The organism is Pseudomonas fluvialis, from assembly GCF_014207935.1.
Classification (GTDB): domain Bacteria; phylum Pseudomonadota; class Gammaproteobacteria; order Pseudomonadales; family Pseudomonadaceae; genus Aquipseudomonas; species Aquipseudomonas fluvialis_A.
Genome location: NZ_JACHLL010000001.1, coordinates 924,685 through 938,736, shown reverse-complemented (window position 1 = coordinate 938,736; position 14,052 = coordinate 924,685). Strand labels below are relative to the sequence as shown.

Here is a 14,052-nt window from a genome sequence, read left to right as displayed (position 1 = left end):
CCAAAGGCTCAAGGCCGGTTATACGCAGGGTTATTTCAGGATGAATCCCTTGAATGGTGAGCTCTACAGCGATCTATCCACAGAAAAGTGCCTCTAAAGAAATAAACATAAAAATAAGTCTTTAAAAGAAAAACTCTTCTTTAAATCTTTTAAGAGCACCAGCAAGAGCTGGTTGTTTTTTGTCCAGAAGGCTTCTGTCCACAGCGTGAAGTCCCTATACTGTTCGGCCTTCCCGCTTTTCAATCAAAAGCCCCCTTCAGAACAGGCACGAGGTGCGTGGTGGATTTCCCTTCCCGTTTTGATGTGATCGTGATCGGTGGCGGCCATGCCGGCACCGAAGCGGCACTGGCAGCCGCACGCATGGGTGTGAAAACCCTGCTGCTGACCCACAACGTGGAAACGCTGGGCCAGATGAGCTGCAACCCGGCGATCGGCGGGATTGGCAAGAGCCATCTGGTCAAGGAAATCGATGCTCTGGGCGGCGCCATGGCGCGCGCGACCGACAAGGGTGGCATCCAGTTCCGCGTGCTGAACAGTCGCAAGGGCCCAGCCGTACGTGCCACCCGCGCACAAGCCGACCGCGTGCTGTACAAGGCGGCTGTCCGCGAGATTCTGGAAAACCAGGCCAACCTGTGGATATTTCAGCAGGCCTGTGATGATCTGATCGTCGAACACGATCAGGTCAAAGGCGTGATTACCCAGATGGGCCTGCGCTTTCATGCCGAAAGCGTCGTGCTCACGGCCGGCACCTTCCTTGCCGGTCTGATTCATATCGGCTTGCAGAATTATTCCGGTGGCCGTGCAGGCGACCCGCCCTCGATTGCCCTGGCCAAGCGTTTACGCGAGTTGCCTCTGCGCGTGGGTCGTCTGAAGACCGGTACACCACCGCGCATCGATGGCCGCTCGGTGGATTTCTCGGTGATGACCGAGCAGCCGGGCGACACGCCGATCCCGGTCATGTCGTTCCTCGGCTCGCGTGAGGAGCATCCGCGGCAGGTCAGCTGCTGGATCACCCACACCAATGCGCGTACCCACGAGATCATTGCCAGCAACCTCGATCGCTCTCCGATGTATTCCGGGGTGATCGAGGGCATTGGCCCGCGTTATTGCCCGTCGATCGAAGACAAGATCCATCGCTTCGCCGACAAGAGCAGCCACCAGGTGTTCCTCGAGCCGGAAGGCCTGACCACCCACGAGCTGTACCCGAACGGTATATCCACTTCGCTGCCGTTCGATGTGCAGTTGGAGATCGTCCGTTCCATCCGTGGTATGGAGAACGCGCACATCGTCCGCCCAGGCTACGCGATCGAATACGACTACTTCGATCCGCGCGACCTCAAGTACAGCCTGGAGACCAAGGTCATCGGCGGGCTGTTCTTTGCCGGGCAGATCAACGGCACCACCGGTTACGAAGAAGCCGGCGCCCAGGGCCTGCTGGCCGGTACCAATGCGGCACTGCGAGCGCAGGGCAAGGAAAGCTGGTGCCCGCGGCGTGACGAGGCCTACATCGGCGTTCTCGTGGATGATCTGATCACGCTCGGCACTCAAGAGCCCTACCGCATGTTCACCTCGCGCGCTGAGTACCGTCTGATCCTGCGCGAGGACAATGCCGACCTGCGTCTGACCGAGAAGGGCCGTGAGCTCGGCCTGGTCGATGATGAACGCTGGGCCGCCTTCGAAGCCAAGCGCGAAGGCATCGTCCGTGAAGAGCAACGTCTGAAGAGCACCTGGGTACGCCCGGGCACACCGCAGGGCGATGCCATTGCCACACGTTTCGGTACGCCGCTGGCTCACGAGTACAACCTGCTCAACCTGCTGTCGCGTCCGGAAATCGATTACGCCAGCCTGGTTGAGGTAACCGGCGATGCCGAGGTGGATGCCCAGGTTGCCGAGCAGGTCGAGATCAAGACCAAGTACGCCGGCTACATCGATCGCCAGCAGGAAGAGATAGAGCGTTTGCGCGCCAGTGAAAACACCCGTCTGCCGGCTGATATCGACTATGCCGGTATCTCCGGGCTGTCCAAGGAGATTCAGCACAAGCTCGGCAATGCCCGTCCGGAAACTCTCGGTCAGGCCGGACGGATTCCAGGCGTGACCCCGGCGGCGATCTCGCTGCTGCTGATCCACCTGAAAAAACGCGGCGCCGGCCGCCAGCTGGAGCAGCGCGCCTGATGTCGGTCACCGCACAACACGCCGCCGAACTGCAGCAGGGCGCTGCCACGTTGGGTGTAACGCTCAGCGAGCGTCAGCAGGAACTGCTGCTGGCCTACCTAGCGCTACTGATCAAGTGGAACAAGGCCTACAACCTGACCGCCGTGCGCAACCCGGACGAAATGGTCTCGCGTCACCTGCTCGACAGTCTGTCGGTGGTGCCTTACGTGGCGGCCGGCGGTGACACCTGGCTGGACGTCGGCAGTGGTGGTGGCATGCCGGGCATTCCGCTGGCCATCCTGTTTCCCGAGCGGCAGTTCACCCTGCTCGACTCCAACGGCAAAAAGACCCGCTTCCTCACTCAGGTCAAACTCGAGCTCAAGCTCGACAACCTGCAGGTGGTGCATGCCCGGGTCGAAGCCTTCCAGCCGGAACAGCCTTTTGCCGGCATCTGCTCGCGGGCCTTCAGCTCTCTGGAAGACTTCAGTAACTGGACCCGTCACCTCGGCAACGGCGCTACGCAGTGGCTGGCAATGAAGGGCGTGCAACCGGATGACGAGCTGCAGGCACTGCCGCAGGACTTCCGCGTCGAGCACTGTCATGTGCTCAAGGTTCCCGGTTGCCAAGGTCAGCGCCATCTGCTGATACTGCGCCGCACGATTTAAGGGAGAAGCAGCATGGCCAAGGTGTTCGCAATCGCCAACCAGAAAGGCGGGGTGGGAAAGACCACCACTTGCATCAATCTGGCCGCTTCGCTGGTGGCGACCAAGCGCCGCGTGCTGCTGATCGACCTCGACCCGCAGGGCAATGCCACCATGGGCAGCGGCGTCGACAAGCAGGCCCTTGACCATTCGATCTACGACGTACTGATCGGCGAATGTTCGGTTGGTGATGCCATGCAGTTTTCCGAGCATGGCGGCTACCAGCTGTTGCCGGCCAACCGCGACCTTACCGCGGCGGAAGTCGCGCTGCTGGATATGCCTGGCAAGGAGCAACGTCTGCGCGAAGCGCTCAAGCCGATCCGCGACAACTACGACTTCATCCTCATCGACTGCCCGCCGGCACTATCGATGCTCACGGTCAATGCCCTGGTTGCCGCCGATGGCGTGATCATTCCCATGCAGTGCGAGTACTACGCACTCGAAGGGCTATCCGATCTGCTCAACAGCGTGCAGCGCATTGCCGAGCGTCTGAACCCGACGCTGAAGATCGAGGGCCTGCTGCGCACCATGTACGATCCGCGCATCGGCCTGACCAACGATGTCAGCGCCCAACTCAAGCAGCATTTCGCCGACCAGCTGTACGACGCGGTCATCCCGCGCAACGTGCGCCTGGCCGAAGCACCCAGCTATGGCATGCCGGCGCTGGTCTACGACAAGCAGTCGCGCGGCGCCCTTGCCTATCTGGCGCTGGCCGGCGAAGTGGTTCGCCGTCAGCGCAGCAAAGCCAACTCAGTTCCCGCTTAAGGAAAGCCATGGCCATCAAGAAACGCGGACTCGGGCGCGGGCTCGACGCGCTGCTGGGCGGTTCCAGCCCGGCGACCCTGGAAGAAGAAGCGACCAAGGTCGACAGCCGCGAGCTGCAGCACCTGCCGCTGGACCTGATTCAGCGTGGCAAATACCAGCCGCGCCGTGACATGGATCCGCAGGCACTGGAAGAGCTGGCCAACTCGATCAAGGTTCAGGGCGTGATGCAGCCGATCGTGGTGCGCCCCATTGGCGCCGGCCGCTTCGAGATCATCGCCGGTGAGCGTCGCTGGCGTGCCAGCCAGCAGGCCGGGCTGGACAAGATTCCGGCCATGGTCCGTGAAGTGCCCGATGAAGCGGCTATTGCCATGGCGCTGATCGAAAACATCCAGCGCGAGGATCTCAATCCGGTTGAGGAGGCGGTCGCCCTGCAGCGTCTGCAGCAGGAGTTCGAGCTGACCCAGCAGCAGGTCGCCGATGCAGTGGGCAAATCGCGGGCGACAGTGACCAACCTGCTGCGCCTGATCGCCCTGCCGGAAGAGATCAAGACCATGCTTTCCCACGGTGACCTGGAAATGGGCCACGCCCGTGCCCTGCTGGGTTTGCCACTGGAACAGCAGGTGGAAGGTGCGCGGCACGTTGTCGCACGTGGCCTGACTGTGCGACAGACCGAGGCGCTTGTCCGTCAGTGGCTGAACAGCAAAAGCCAGCCCGTGGAGAAGCTCAAGGCCGATCCGGACATTACCCGTCTGGAACAGCGCCTGGCCGAGAAACTGGGCTCTCCGGTGCAGATCAAGCACGGCCAGAAGGGCAAAGGGCAACTGGTCATTCGCTACAGTTCGCTGGATGAGCTGCAGGGCGTACTGGCTCACATTCGCTAACAAATGCACCAACCGGCGAATGATCGGAAATAGTGCGTCAGCAGTTGAATAGGGGGGGTTAGCCACCTATACTCTGCGCGCAATTTTGTCGGCACAAAGTATGCCAAGTTGCAGACTTAACCGGCCGACAGAGAGGACTGTGAGCACGATGGGAACCCGCAAGCCAGATAGCCTGCCCTTCCATCGATCACCAGCGATTCGCTTGTTGCTCGTCCAGTTGTGTGTGCTGCTGAGTGCAGCCTTGGCCCTGTATGGACTGCGTGGGCATGTAGCCGGTTATTCCGGCGTGGCAGGTGGCCTGATTGCGCTGCTGCCGAATGCGTACTTTGCCCACAAGGCGTTTCGTTACCGCGGAGCGCGGGCAGCCCGGGAAATCGTCCGTTCTTTCTACGCGGGTGAAGCCGGCAAACTGATTCTGACGGCAGCGTTGTTCACGCTGGCGTTTGCAGGAGTGAAACCACTGGATGTGCCGGCTCTCTTCGGTACATACCTGCTGACCCTGATGGTCAGCTGGTTCGCCCCCCTGCTGATGGGCAAACTTTCGAGACCTTAGAGCGTTTGAGGCAAACATGGCAGAACAAACCGCTTCGGGCTATATCCAGCACCACCTGCAGAACCTGACTTACGGGCAACTGCCGAATGGTGACTGGGGCTTCGCCCACACTGCAGCTGAAGCAAAGGCAATGGGCTTTTGGGCTTTTCACGTCGACACCCTGGGCTGGTCCCTGGCGCTCGGCCTGATCTTCATCCTGCTGTTCCGCATGGCCGCCAAGCGTGCCACCAGCGGCCAGCCGGGAGCCTTGCAGAACTTCGTTGAAGTTGTCGTCGAATTCGTCGATGGCAGCGTGAAAGACACCTTCCATGCGCGCAACCCGCTGATTGCACCGCTGGCCCTGACCATCTTCGTCTGGATCTTCCTGATGAACCTGATGGACCTGGTGCCGGTGGACTTCCTGCCGATGCTGGCTGCCAAGTTGACTGGTGATCCGCACCTGTTCTTCCGCGTGGTGCCGTCCACCGACCCGAACGCTACCCTGGGTCTGGCCTTCTCCGTATTTGCCCTGATCGTGTTCTACAGCATCAAGGTCAAGGGTATTGGCGGTTTCTTGGCCGAACTGACTCTGCACCCGTTCAGCAGCAAGAACATTGCCCTTCAGATCCTGCTGATCCCGGTGAACTTCCTGCTTGAGTTCGTGACTCTGGTTGCCAAGCCGATTTCGCTGGCCCTGCGTCTGTTCGGCAACATGTATGCCGGCGAACTGATCTTCATCCTGATTGCCGTGATGTTCGGCAGTGGCATGTTCCTGCTCAGCACCCTGGGTGTTGCGCTGAACTGGGCGTGGGCGGTGTTCCACATCCTGATCATCACCCTGCAGGCCTTCATCTTCATGATGCTGACCATCGTCTACCTGGCAATGGCGCACGAAGACAACCACTAAGGGGCTCCTGCCCCTTTAGGTAACAAAAAAGCTTTACCGCTTCACTTTGAAAACCCCTAACCAATACGACGTAAAAAGTCGGGAGGAAAAATGGAAACTGTAGTTGGTCTCACCGCGATTGCTGTTGCCCTGCTGATCGGTCTGGGCGCTCTGGGTACTGCCATTGGCTTCGGCCTGCTGGGCGGCAAGTTCCTGGAAGGCGCTGCTCGCCAGCCGGAAATGGTTCCGATGCTGCAAGTTAAAATGTTCATCGTGGCTGGTCTGCTCGACGCCGTGACCATGATCGGTGTGGGTATCGCCCTGTTCTTCACCTTCGCGAACCCCTTCGTTGGTCAAATCGCCGGCTAATCACTCGTTTTCGAGTGATTGGTGTGACGAACAACGAACGAGCGAGGTGTTGGCGTGAACATTAATGCAACCCTGATTGGCCAGGCCGTTGCCTTCTTCGTTTTTGTACTGTTCTGCATGAAGTTCGTATGGCCGCCGGTCATTACTGCTTTGCGCGAACGTCAAAAGAAGATCGCTGATGGCCTGGACGCTGCCAACCGTGCGGCTCGTGACCTGGAGCTGGCCCAAGAGAAAGTGGGTCAGCAACTGCGCGAAGCCAAGACACAGGCAGCCGAAATCGTTGAGCAAGCCAAGAAGCGTGCTACCCAGATCGTCGACGAAGCTCGCGATCAGGCCCGCACCGAAGGCGAGCGCCTGAAGGCGCAAGCTCAAGCCGAGATCGAACAGGAACTGAACAGCGTTAAAGACGCCCTGCGTGCCCAACTGGGTGCTCTGGCCGTCACCGGTGCTGAGAAGATCCTGGGTGCCAGTATCGATCAAAACGCGCACGCGGAGCTGGTTAACAAACTGGCCGCCGAAATTTAAGCGAGGGCGATCATGGCAGAACTGACCACGTTGGCCCGACCTTACGCTAAGGCAGCTTTTGAGCACGCCCAGGCAAATCAGCAGCTGGCCTCCTGGTCGGCCGTGCTGAGTCTGGCTGCTGCGGTTTCGCAAGACGAAACCCTGCAGCAGGTGCTCAAGGCCCCGCGTCTGACGAGCGTAGAAAAGGCCAATACCTTTAACGAGGTAGTTGGCGACAAGTTCGACGCCCAGGCACAGAATTTCATCCACGTGCTGGCCGAAAATGAGCGTCTCCTGCTGTTGCCGGAGATTGCCGCCCTGTTCGAGGTCTTCAAGGCCGAGCAGGAAAAATCGGTAGACGTGGAAGTTACCAGTGCCTTCGCATTGAGCACAGAACAGCAAGACAAACTCGCCAAGGTTCTCAGCGCACGGCTCAGCCGAGAAGTGCGTCTGCACGCTGCGGAAGACTCCACCCTTATCGGTGGTGTCATCATCCGCGCGGGCGACCTGGTTATCGATGGCTCGGTTCGCGGCAAAATCGCGAAACTGGCCGAAGCGTTGAAATCTTGAGTTTGAAGGGGCAGCAGAGCAATGCAGCAACTCAATCCTTCCGAAATTAGTGAAATCATCAAGGGACGTATCGAGAAACTCGACGTCTCTTCCCAGGCCCGTAACGAAGGCACCATCGTCAGCCTGTCTGACGGTATCGTGCGTATTCACGGTCTCGCCGATGTTATGTACGGCGAAATGATCGAGTTCCCGGGCGGCGTCTATGGCATGGCCATGAACCTTGAGCGCGACTCCGTCGGTGCTGTGGTTCTGGGTGCCTACCAGTCGCTGGCCGAAGGCATGAGCGCCAAGTGCACCGGCCGCATCCTCGAAGTTCCGGTTGGTCCGGAACTGCTGGGTCGCGTCGTTGACGCACTGGGTAACCCGATCGACGGCAAAGGCCCGCTGAACAACGTCGCTACCGACGCTGTTGAAAAGGTTGCACCGGGCGTGATCTGGCGTAAGTCGGTCGACCAGCCGGTACAGACCGGTTACAAGTCGGTCGATGCCATGATCCCGGTAGGCCGTGGCCAGCGCGAGCTGATCATCGGTGACCGTCAGATCGGTAAGACCGCTCTGGCCATCGACGCCATCATCAACCAGAAGAACAGCGGCATCCGCTGCGTCTACGTCGCCATTGGTCAGAAGCAATCGACCATCGCCAACGTGGTACGCAAGCTGGAAGAAGCTGGTGCTCTGGGCAACACCATCGTGGTTGCTGCTTCGGCTTCCGAATCGGCTGCCCTGCAGTTCATTGCACCGTACGCCGGCTGCACCATGGGCGAATACTTCCGCGACCGCGGTGAAGACGCCCTGATCGTGTACGACGACCTGTCCAAGCAGGCCGTGGCCTACCGTCAGATCTCCCTGCTGCTGCGCCGTCCGCCGGGCCGCGAAGCTTACCCGGGCGACGTGTTCTATCTCCACAGCCGTCTGCTGGAGCGCGCTTCCCGCGTTTCCGAAGAGTACGTCGAGAAGTTCACCAACGGCGCTGTGACTGGCAAAACCGGTTCCCTGACCGCTCTGCCGATCATTGAAACCCAGGCTGGTGACGTTTCCGCATTCGTTCCGACCAACGTGATCTCCATCACCGACGGTCAGATCTTCCTGGAATCGTCCATGTTCAACTCGGGTCTGCGTCCGGCGGTCAACGCCGGTATCTCGGTATCCCGCGTGGGTGGTGCTGCTCAGACCAAGATCATCAAGAAGCTCTCCGGTGGTATCCGTACCGCTCTGGCTCAGTACCGTGAACTGGCGGCTTTCGCCCAGTTCGCTTCTGACCTGGACGAAGCCACCCGTAAGCAGCTTGACCATGGTCAGCGCGTTACCGAGCTGATGAAGCAGAAGCAATACGCGCCGATGTCCATCGCTGAGATGTCTCTGTCGCTGTACGCCGCCGAGCGTGGCTTCCTGGTGGACGTCGAAGTCGCCAAGATCATCAGCTTTGAGCAGGCCCTGATCGCCTACTTCAACCGTGAGAACGCCGCTCTGATGGCGAAGATCAACGAGAAGGGCGACTTCAATGACGATATCGACGCTCAGCTGAAAGCTGGCATCGAGAAGTTCAAGGCCACCCAAACCTGGTAAGCCGCAGCGGGGGTCGCAAGATCCCCGCTTGCTAACCTGATAGGTGTCAAATGGCAGGCGCAAAAGAGATTCGCAGCAAGATTGCGAGCATCAAAAGCACGCAGAAGATCACCAGCGCCATGGAAAAGGTGGCGGTCAGCAAAATGCGCAGAGCTCAAATGCGCATGGCGTCGAGCCGTCCCTACGCGGAGCGTATCCGCCAGGTAATTGGTCATTTGGCCAACGCCAACCCGGAATACCGCCACCCGTTCATGATCGACCGTGAAATCAAGCGTGTCGGTTATATCGTGGTGAGCTCGGACCGTGGTCTGTGCGGTGGTCTGAATACCAACCTGTTCAAGGCTCTGGTCAAGGACATGTCGAGCAATCGTGAGCAAGGCGTGGAGATCGATCTCTGCGTGGTTGGCAGCAAGGGTGCGGCATTCTTCCGCAACTTTGGTGGCAACGTCGTTGCTGCGATCAGCCACCTGGGCGACGAACCGTCGATCAACGATCTGATCGGTAGCGTCAAGGTCATGCTCGATGCTTACCTCGAAGGTCGCATCGATCGTCTGTCCGTGGTCTCGAACAAGTTCATCAATACCATGACGCAAACGCCGACTGTGGAACAACTCGTTCCGCTGGTGGCGACTCCGGAAGCTGAACTCAAGCACCACTGGGACTACCTGTACGAACCCGACGCCAAACAGCTGCTCGACGGCCTGATGGTGCGTTATGTGGAGTCGCAGGTTTACCAGGCCGTGGTTGAGAACATCGCTGCTGAACAAGCGGCGCGGATGATCGCGATGAAGAACGCCACCGACAACGCTGGCGATCTGATCAAAGAGTTGCAGTTGATCTACAACAAGGCTCGTCAGGCTGCGATCACCCAGGAAATTTCGGAAATCGTCGGCGGCGCTGCCGCGGTTTAAGAACGGTTCAAATATTCAGAGGAACCAAAGATGAGTAGCGGACGTATCGTTCAAATCATCGGCGCCGTTATCGACGTGGAATTCCCGCGTGATCAAGTGCCGAATATCTATGAAGCGCTGAAAGTAGTCGGCGCCGAAACCACCCTGGAAGTTCAGCAGCAGCTGGGCGACGGTGTGGTTCGTTCCATCGCCATGGGTTCGACCGAAGGTCTGAAGCGTGGTCTGGACGTGACCAGCACTGGTAAAGCCATCTCCGTACCGGTCGGTAAAGCGACCCTGGGCCGGATCATGGACGTACTGGGCAACCCGATTGACGAAGCCGGCCCGATTGGCGAAGAAGAGCAGTGGGAAATCCACCGCGCTGCGCCGTCCTATGCCGAGCAAGCTGGCGGCAACGAGCTGCTGGAAACCGGCATCAAGGTTATCGACCTGGTTTGCCCGTTCGCCAAGGGTGGTAAGGTCGGTCTGTTCGGTGGTGCCGGTGTAGGCAAAACCGTAAACATGATGGAACTGATCCGTAACATCGCCATGGAACACAGCGGTTATTCCGTGTTCGCTGGTGTGGGTGAGCGTACTCGTGAGGGTAACGACTTCTACCACGAGATGAAGGATTCCAACGTTCTCGACAAAGTGGCCCTGGTTTACGGCCAGATGAACGAGCCGCCAGGCAACCGTCTGCGCGTGGCACTGACCGGCCTGACCATGGCCGAGAAGTTCCGTGACGAAGGCCGTGACGTTCTGCTGTTCGTCGACAACATCTACCGTTACACCCTCGCCGGTACCGAAGTATCCGCACTGCTGGGCCGTATGCCTTCCGCAGTAGGTTACCAGCCGACTCTGGCCGAAGAGATGGGCGTTCTGCAGGAGCGTATTACCTCCACCAAGAACGGCTCGATCACCTCGGTACAGGCCGTATACGTACCTGCGGACGACCTGACCGACCCGAGCCCGGCGACCACCTTCGCCCACTTGGACGCCACCGTCGTACTGTCCCGTGACATCGCTTCCCTGGGTATCTACCCGGCCGTGGATCCGCTGGACTCCACCTCCCGCCAGCTCGATCCGCTGGTTGTTGGTGTTGACCACTACGAGACCGCGCGTGGCGTGCAGTACGTGCTGCAGCGTTACAAGGAACTGAAGGACATCATCGCGATCCTGGGTATGGACGAACTGTCGGAAGCCGACAAGCAGCTCGTATCCCGTGCGCGTAAGATCCAGCGCTTCCTGTCTCAGCCGTTCTTCGTGGCCGAAGTCTTCACCGGTTCGCCAGGCAAGTACGTTTCCCTGAAGGACACCATCGCTGGTTTCAGCGGCATTCTGAAAGGTGACTACGATCACCTGCCGGAGCAGGCGTTCTACATGGTTGGCAGCATCGAAGAAGCCATCGAGAAAGCCAAGAAACTGTAATCCCCTGTGCGCCCGGCAACGGGCGCTCGTGAGGCAAGCGTATGGCCATAACAGTCCATTGCGATATCGTCAGCGCCGAAGCGGAGATGTTCTCCGGTCTGGTGGAGATGGTGGTTGCGCACGGCAATCTGGGTGATCTGGGTATCGCTCCGGGTCACGCGCCGCTGATCACTGATCTCAAGCCGGGTCCGATCCGCGTGATCAAGCAGGGCGGCGAGCAGGAGGTGTTCTACATCTCCGGTGGCTTCCTCGAAGTGCAACCGAACATGGTCAAGGTTCTTGCCGACACCGTGATTCGCGCAGCCGATCTCGATGAAGCAGCTGCCCAGCAGTCGCTGCAAGATGCCGAGAAGGCTCTGCACTCCAAGGGTGCCGAGTTCGACTACGGTTCTGCTGCGGCTCGTCTGTCGGAAGCTGCTGCTCAGCTGCGTACCGTGCGTCAGCTGCGTAACCGCTACTGATACACGGCTACAAGCGTAGTGAAGGAAAAAGGGTAGCCTTGGCTACCCTTTTTCTTGTCTGTCATTTACCCGTTCCAGGGAATTCAGGAAGTCGTCATGTCTCTCGATATCGTCATTCTCGCGGCTGGCCAGGGCACGCGCATGCGCTCGGCACTGCCCAAGGTGCTGCACCCGGTAGCAGGGAAATCCATGCTCGGCCATGTGATCGACACGGCTCGTCAGCTCTCACCGCGCAAGATCCATGTGGTGATCGGCCATGGTGCGGAACTGGTCCGTGAGCGCTTGGCGGCGGACGATGTCGACTTTGTCCTGCAGGCCGAACAACTTGGCACTGGCCACGCCGTGGCGCAGGCATTGCCGCATATCGAGGCGGACAAGGTACTGATTCTTTACGGTGATGTGCCGCTGACCCGGGTCGAGACCCTCGGCCGGCTGCTGGAACAGGCCACTGACACCCAGTTGGGCCTGCTCACCGTTCAGCTGGCCGATCCCACCGGCTATGGCCGCATCATTCGTGACCAGGCCGGCGTGGTACAGGCCATTGTCGAGCACAAGGACGCCACGGAAACCCAGCGTGCCATTCGCGAAGGCAACACCGGCATTCTCGCCGTACCGGGCAAGCGCCTGGGCGATTGGCTGGGTCGTCTGTCCAACAGCAATGCCCAGGGTGAGTACTACCTGACCGACGTGATTGCCATGGCTGTGGCCGATGGCCTGGTGGTGGCCACCGAAACCGCGCAGGAAGAAATGGAAGTACTGGGTGCCAACGACCGCATCCAGCTGGCGCAACTGGAGCGCTACTACCAGCAGCGTGCCGCCCGCCGCCTGATGACTCAGGGTGTGACCCTGCTGGACCCGGCCCGCTTCGACCTGCGTGGCGAGGTGACTGTTGGCCGCGATGTGCAGATCGACATCAACGTGATCCTCGAAGGCAAGGTCATCATCGAGGACTTTGTTTCGATCGGCCCCAACTGTGTGATCAAGGATTCCACCTTGCGCCGGGGCGCCATCGTCAAAGCCAACAGCCACCTGGATGGCGCCGAGCTGGGTGAGGGTGCTGACTGCGGTCCGTTTGCCCGTTTGCGTCCGGGCGCGAAGCTGGGTGCGAAAGCCCATGTCGGCAACTTCGTCGAATTGAAGAATGCCGTCCTGGGTGAGGGTGCCAAGGCCGGTCACCTGACTTATCTCGGCGATGCCGAGATTGGCGCGCGCACCAACATCGGTGCCGGCACCATTACCTGCAACTACGACGGTGCTAACAAGTTCAAGACGGTGATGGGCGAGGACGTTTTCATCGGCTCCAACAGCTCCCTGGTTGCGCCCGTGACCCTGGGCGATGGCGCTACCACCGGGGCCGGCTCCACCGTGACCCAGGACGTACCGGCCAAGGCTCTGGCGGTTGGCCGTGCCAAACAGCGCAATATCGAAGGCTGGAAGCGTCCGACCAAGCAGTAACAAGCAAGGCCCTAGGGGCAGGTAAAAGGCGGCTCAGGCCGCCTTTTGTCGTTTTCCGGGTTGACCTTGTCGTCAGCTTAGGTTTTGATTCGCGTCATTATCTTTCGAATCGAAACTTTTAGATGTCGAAACGCAACACGCCACAACGTCGCCATGCCATCCTTGCCTTGCTCAATGAGCAGGGCGAGGTGAGTGTCGATGCGCTGGCCAAGGCGTTTGCCACGTCGGAAGTGACCATTCGCAAGGATCTTGCCGAGCTGGAGAAAAACGGCCTGCTGCTGCGCCGCTATGGTGGCGCGCAATCGATGCCGCAGGAACTGATTGGCGAGCCGGCGCAACCCTTGTCGCCGTACAAGCTGGCGATTGCCAAGGCGGCAGTACAGCTGATTCGCGAACACGCACGGGTGATCATCGACAGTGGCAGCACCACGGCGGCGATGATCCCGCAGCTGGGGCACAAGCCCGGTCTGGTGGTGATGACCAATTCGCTGAACGTGGCCAATGCCCTGCGCGAGCTGGAGCATGAGCCGGTGCTGCTGATGACCGGTGGCACCTGGGATCCGCACTCGGAATCCTTCCAGGGCCAGGTGGCCGAACAGGTGCTGCGTTCCTACGATTTCGATCAGCTGTTCATTGGCGCCGCCGGGCTCGATCCTGAGCGGGGCACCACCACCTTTAATGAACTGCTGGGCCTGTCACGGGTCATGGCTGAGGTGGCGCGCGAAGTCATCGTCCTGGCCGAGAGCGACAAGCTCGGGCGCAAGATGCCCAATCTGGAGCTGCCCTGGAGCAGCATCCACACCCTGATTACCGATACGCGTCTGCCCGAGGCAGCGCAGGAACAACTGGTCGCGCGAGGAATCCGGGTGATCCTCGCCAGTCCGACTGCTTAA

At 59.7% G+C, this 14,052-nt stretch carries 15 protein-coding genes; all 15 read left to right on the top strand.

Annotated elements, in window-relative coordinates:
• The first annotated feature begins 279 nt into the window (after window positions 1–279).
• The 15 genes from mnmG to HNP49_RS04250 all read left to right on the top strand — a co-directional run bounded on the left by mnmG (window position 280) and on the right by HNP49_RS04250 (window position 14,052).
• The gene (gene mnmG / locus HNP49_RS04320; protein ID WP_184680887.1) at window positions 280–2,172 is read left to right on the top strand and encodes a tRNA uridine-5-carboxymethylaminomethyl(34) synthesis enzyme MnmG; all 1,893 of its coding nucleotides are present in this window, start codon (window positions 280–282) and stop codon (window positions 2,170–2,172) included.
• Entirely contained in the window at window positions 2,172–2,816 is a 645-nt protein-coding gene (gene rsmG / locus HNP49_RS04315) for a 16S rRNA (guanine(527)-N(7))-methyltransferase RsmG (protein WP_409372518.1), read from the top strand. The genes mnmG and rsmG overlap by 1 nt, the downstream gene beginning before the upstream one ends.
• A 12-nt stretch (window positions 2,817–2,828) precedes the next feature.
• Window positions 2,829–3,617 carry a ParA family protein gene (locus HNP49_RS04310; RefSeq protein WP_184680885.1) on the top strand — a complete coding sequence of 263 codons (789 nt, stop codon included), beginning with the start codon at window positions 2,829–2,831 and terminating at the stop codon, window positions 3,615–3,617.
• Between the two features lie 8 nt (window positions 3,618–3,625).
• Complete coding sequence (locus tag HNP49_RS04305; protein WP_184680884.1) at window positions 3,626–4,498, top strand: ParB/RepB/Spo0J family partition protein; 873 nt, start codon at window positions 3,626–3,628, stop codon at window positions 4,496–4,498.
• A 148-nt stretch (window positions 4,499–4,646) separates the two neighbouring features.
• Complete coding sequence (locus HNP49_RS04300) at window positions 4,647–5,051, top strand: F0F1 ATP synthase subunit I (RefSeq protein ID WP_371915504.1); 405 nt, start codon at window positions 4,647–4,649, stop codon at window positions 5,049–5,051.
• A gap of 16 nt (window positions 5,052–5,067) precedes the next feature.
• Complete coding sequence (gene atpB / locus HNP49_RS04295; RefSeq protein WP_184680883.1) at window positions 5,068–5,937, top strand: F0F1 ATP synthase subunit A; 870 nt, start codon at window positions 5,068–5,070, stop codon at window positions 5,935–5,937.
• A gap of 90 nt (window positions 5,938–6,027) precedes the next feature.
• Window positions 6,028–6,285 (top strand): F0F1 ATP synthase subunit C, encoded by a 258-nt coding sequence (gene atpE, locus HNP49_RS04290; RefSeq protein ID WP_003097235.1) that lies wholly within the window; start codon window positions 6,028–6,030, stop codon window positions 6,283–6,285.
• Window positions 6,286–6,339: 54 nt separating this feature from the next.
• Window positions 6,340–6,810 (top strand): F0F1 ATP synthase subunit B, encoded by a 471-nt coding sequence (locus HNP49_RS04285; RefSeq protein ID WP_184680882.1) that lies wholly within the window; start codon window positions 6,340–6,342, stop codon window positions 6,808–6,810.
• Window positions 6,811–6,822: 12 nt separating this feature from the next.
• Window positions 6,823–7,359, top strand: a complete 537-nt coding sequence (locus HNP49_RS04280) for a F0F1 ATP synthase subunit delta (protein ID WP_184680881.1) — start codon at window positions 6,823–6,825, stop codon at window positions 7,357–7,359.
• 21 nt (window positions 7,360–7,380) lie between these two features.
• On the top strand, window positions 7,381–8,925 hold the full coding sequence (atpA, locus tag HNP49_RS04275) for a F0F1 ATP synthase subunit alpha (RefSeq protein WP_184680880.1): 1,545 nt from the start codon (window positions 7,381–7,383) through the stop codon (window positions 8,923–8,925).
• A 50-nt stretch (window positions 8,926–8,975) separates the two neighbouring features.
• Window positions 8,976–9,836: a F0F1 ATP synthase subunit gamma gene (atpG, locus tag HNP49_RS04270; RefSeq protein WP_184680879.1), complete on the top strand. Its 861-nt coding sequence runs from the start codon at window positions 8,976–8,978 to the stop codon at window positions 9,834–9,836.
• A 30-nt stretch (window positions 9,837–9,866) separates the two neighbouring features.
• Window positions 9,867–11,243 carry a F0F1 ATP synthase subunit beta gene (gene atpD / locus HNP49_RS04265; protein WP_184680878.1) on the top strand — a complete coding sequence of 459 codons (1,377 nt, stop codon included), beginning with the start codon at window positions 9,867–9,869 and terminating at the stop codon, window positions 11,241–11,243.
• A 41-nt stretch (window positions 11,244–11,284) separates the two neighbouring features.
• Window positions 11,285–11,704: a F0F1 ATP synthase subunit epsilon gene (locus HNP49_RS04260; RefSeq protein ID WP_184680877.1), complete on the top strand. Its 420-nt coding sequence runs from the start codon at window positions 11,285–11,287 to the stop codon at window positions 11,702–11,704.
• A 96-nt stretch (window positions 11,705–11,800) separates the two neighbouring features.
• Window positions 11,801–13,159: a bifunctional UDP-N-acetylglucosamine diphosphorylase/glucosamine-1-phosphate N-acetyltransferase GlmU gene (gene glmU, locus HNP49_RS04255; protein WP_184680876.1), complete on the top strand. Its 1,359-nt coding sequence runs from the start codon at window positions 11,801–11,803 to the stop codon at window positions 13,157–13,159.
• A 122-nt stretch (window positions 13,160–13,281) separates the two neighbouring features.
• Entirely contained in the window at window positions 13,282–14,052 is a 771-nt protein-coding gene (locus tag HNP49_RS04250; protein ID WP_184680874.1) for a DeoR/GlpR family DNA-binding transcription regulator, read from the top strand.

Coding starts and splice junctions, on each gene's coding strand:
- rsmG (WP_409372518.1), top strand. CDS start 2,172: ATGTCGGTCACCGCACAACACGCCGCCGAACTGCAGCAGGGCGCTGCC.
- HNP49_RS04310 (WP_184680885.1), top strand. CDS start 2,829: ATGGCCAAGGTGTTCGCAATCGCCAACCAGAAAGGCGGGGTGGGAAAG.
- HNP49_RS04305 (WP_184680884.1), top strand. CDS start 3,626: ATGGCCATCAAGAAACGCGGACTCGGGCGCGGGCTCGACGCGCTGCTG.
- HNP49_RS04300 (WP_371915504.1), top strand. CDS start 4,647: ATGGGAACCCGCAAGCCAGATAGCCTGCCCTTCCATCGATCACCAGCG.
- atpB (WP_184680883.1), top strand. CDS start 5,068: ATGGCAGAACAAACCGCTTCGGGCTATATCCAGCACCACCTGCAGAAC.
- atpE (WP_003097235.1), top strand. CDS start 6,028: ATGGAAACTGTAGTTGGTCTCACCGCGATTGCTGTTGCCCTGCTGATC.
- HNP49_RS04280 (WP_184680881.1), top strand. CDS start 6,823: ATGGCAGAACTGACCACGTTGGCCCGACCTTACGCTAAGGCAGCTTTT.
- atpA (WP_184680880.1), top strand. CDS start 7,381: ATGCAGCAACTCAATCCTTCCGAAATTAGTGAAATCATCAAGGGACGT.
- atpG (WP_184680879.1), top strand. CDS start 8,976: ATGGCAGGCGCAAAAGAGATTCGCAGCAAGATTGCGAGCATCAAAAGC.
- atpD (WP_184680878.1), top strand. CDS start 9,867: ATGAGTAGCGGACGTATCGTTCAAATCATCGGCGCCGTTATCGACGTG.
- HNP49_RS04260 (WP_184680877.1), top strand. CDS start 11,285: ATGGCCATAACAGTCCATTGCGATATCGTCAGCGCCGAAGCGGAGATG.
- glmU (WP_184680876.1), top strand. CDS start 11,801: ATGTCTCTCGATATCGTCATTCTCGCGGCTGGCCAGGGCACGCGCATG.
- HNP49_RS04250 (WP_184680874.1), top strand. CDS start 13,282: ATGTCGAAACGCAACACGCCACAACGTCGCCATGCCATCCTTGCCTTG.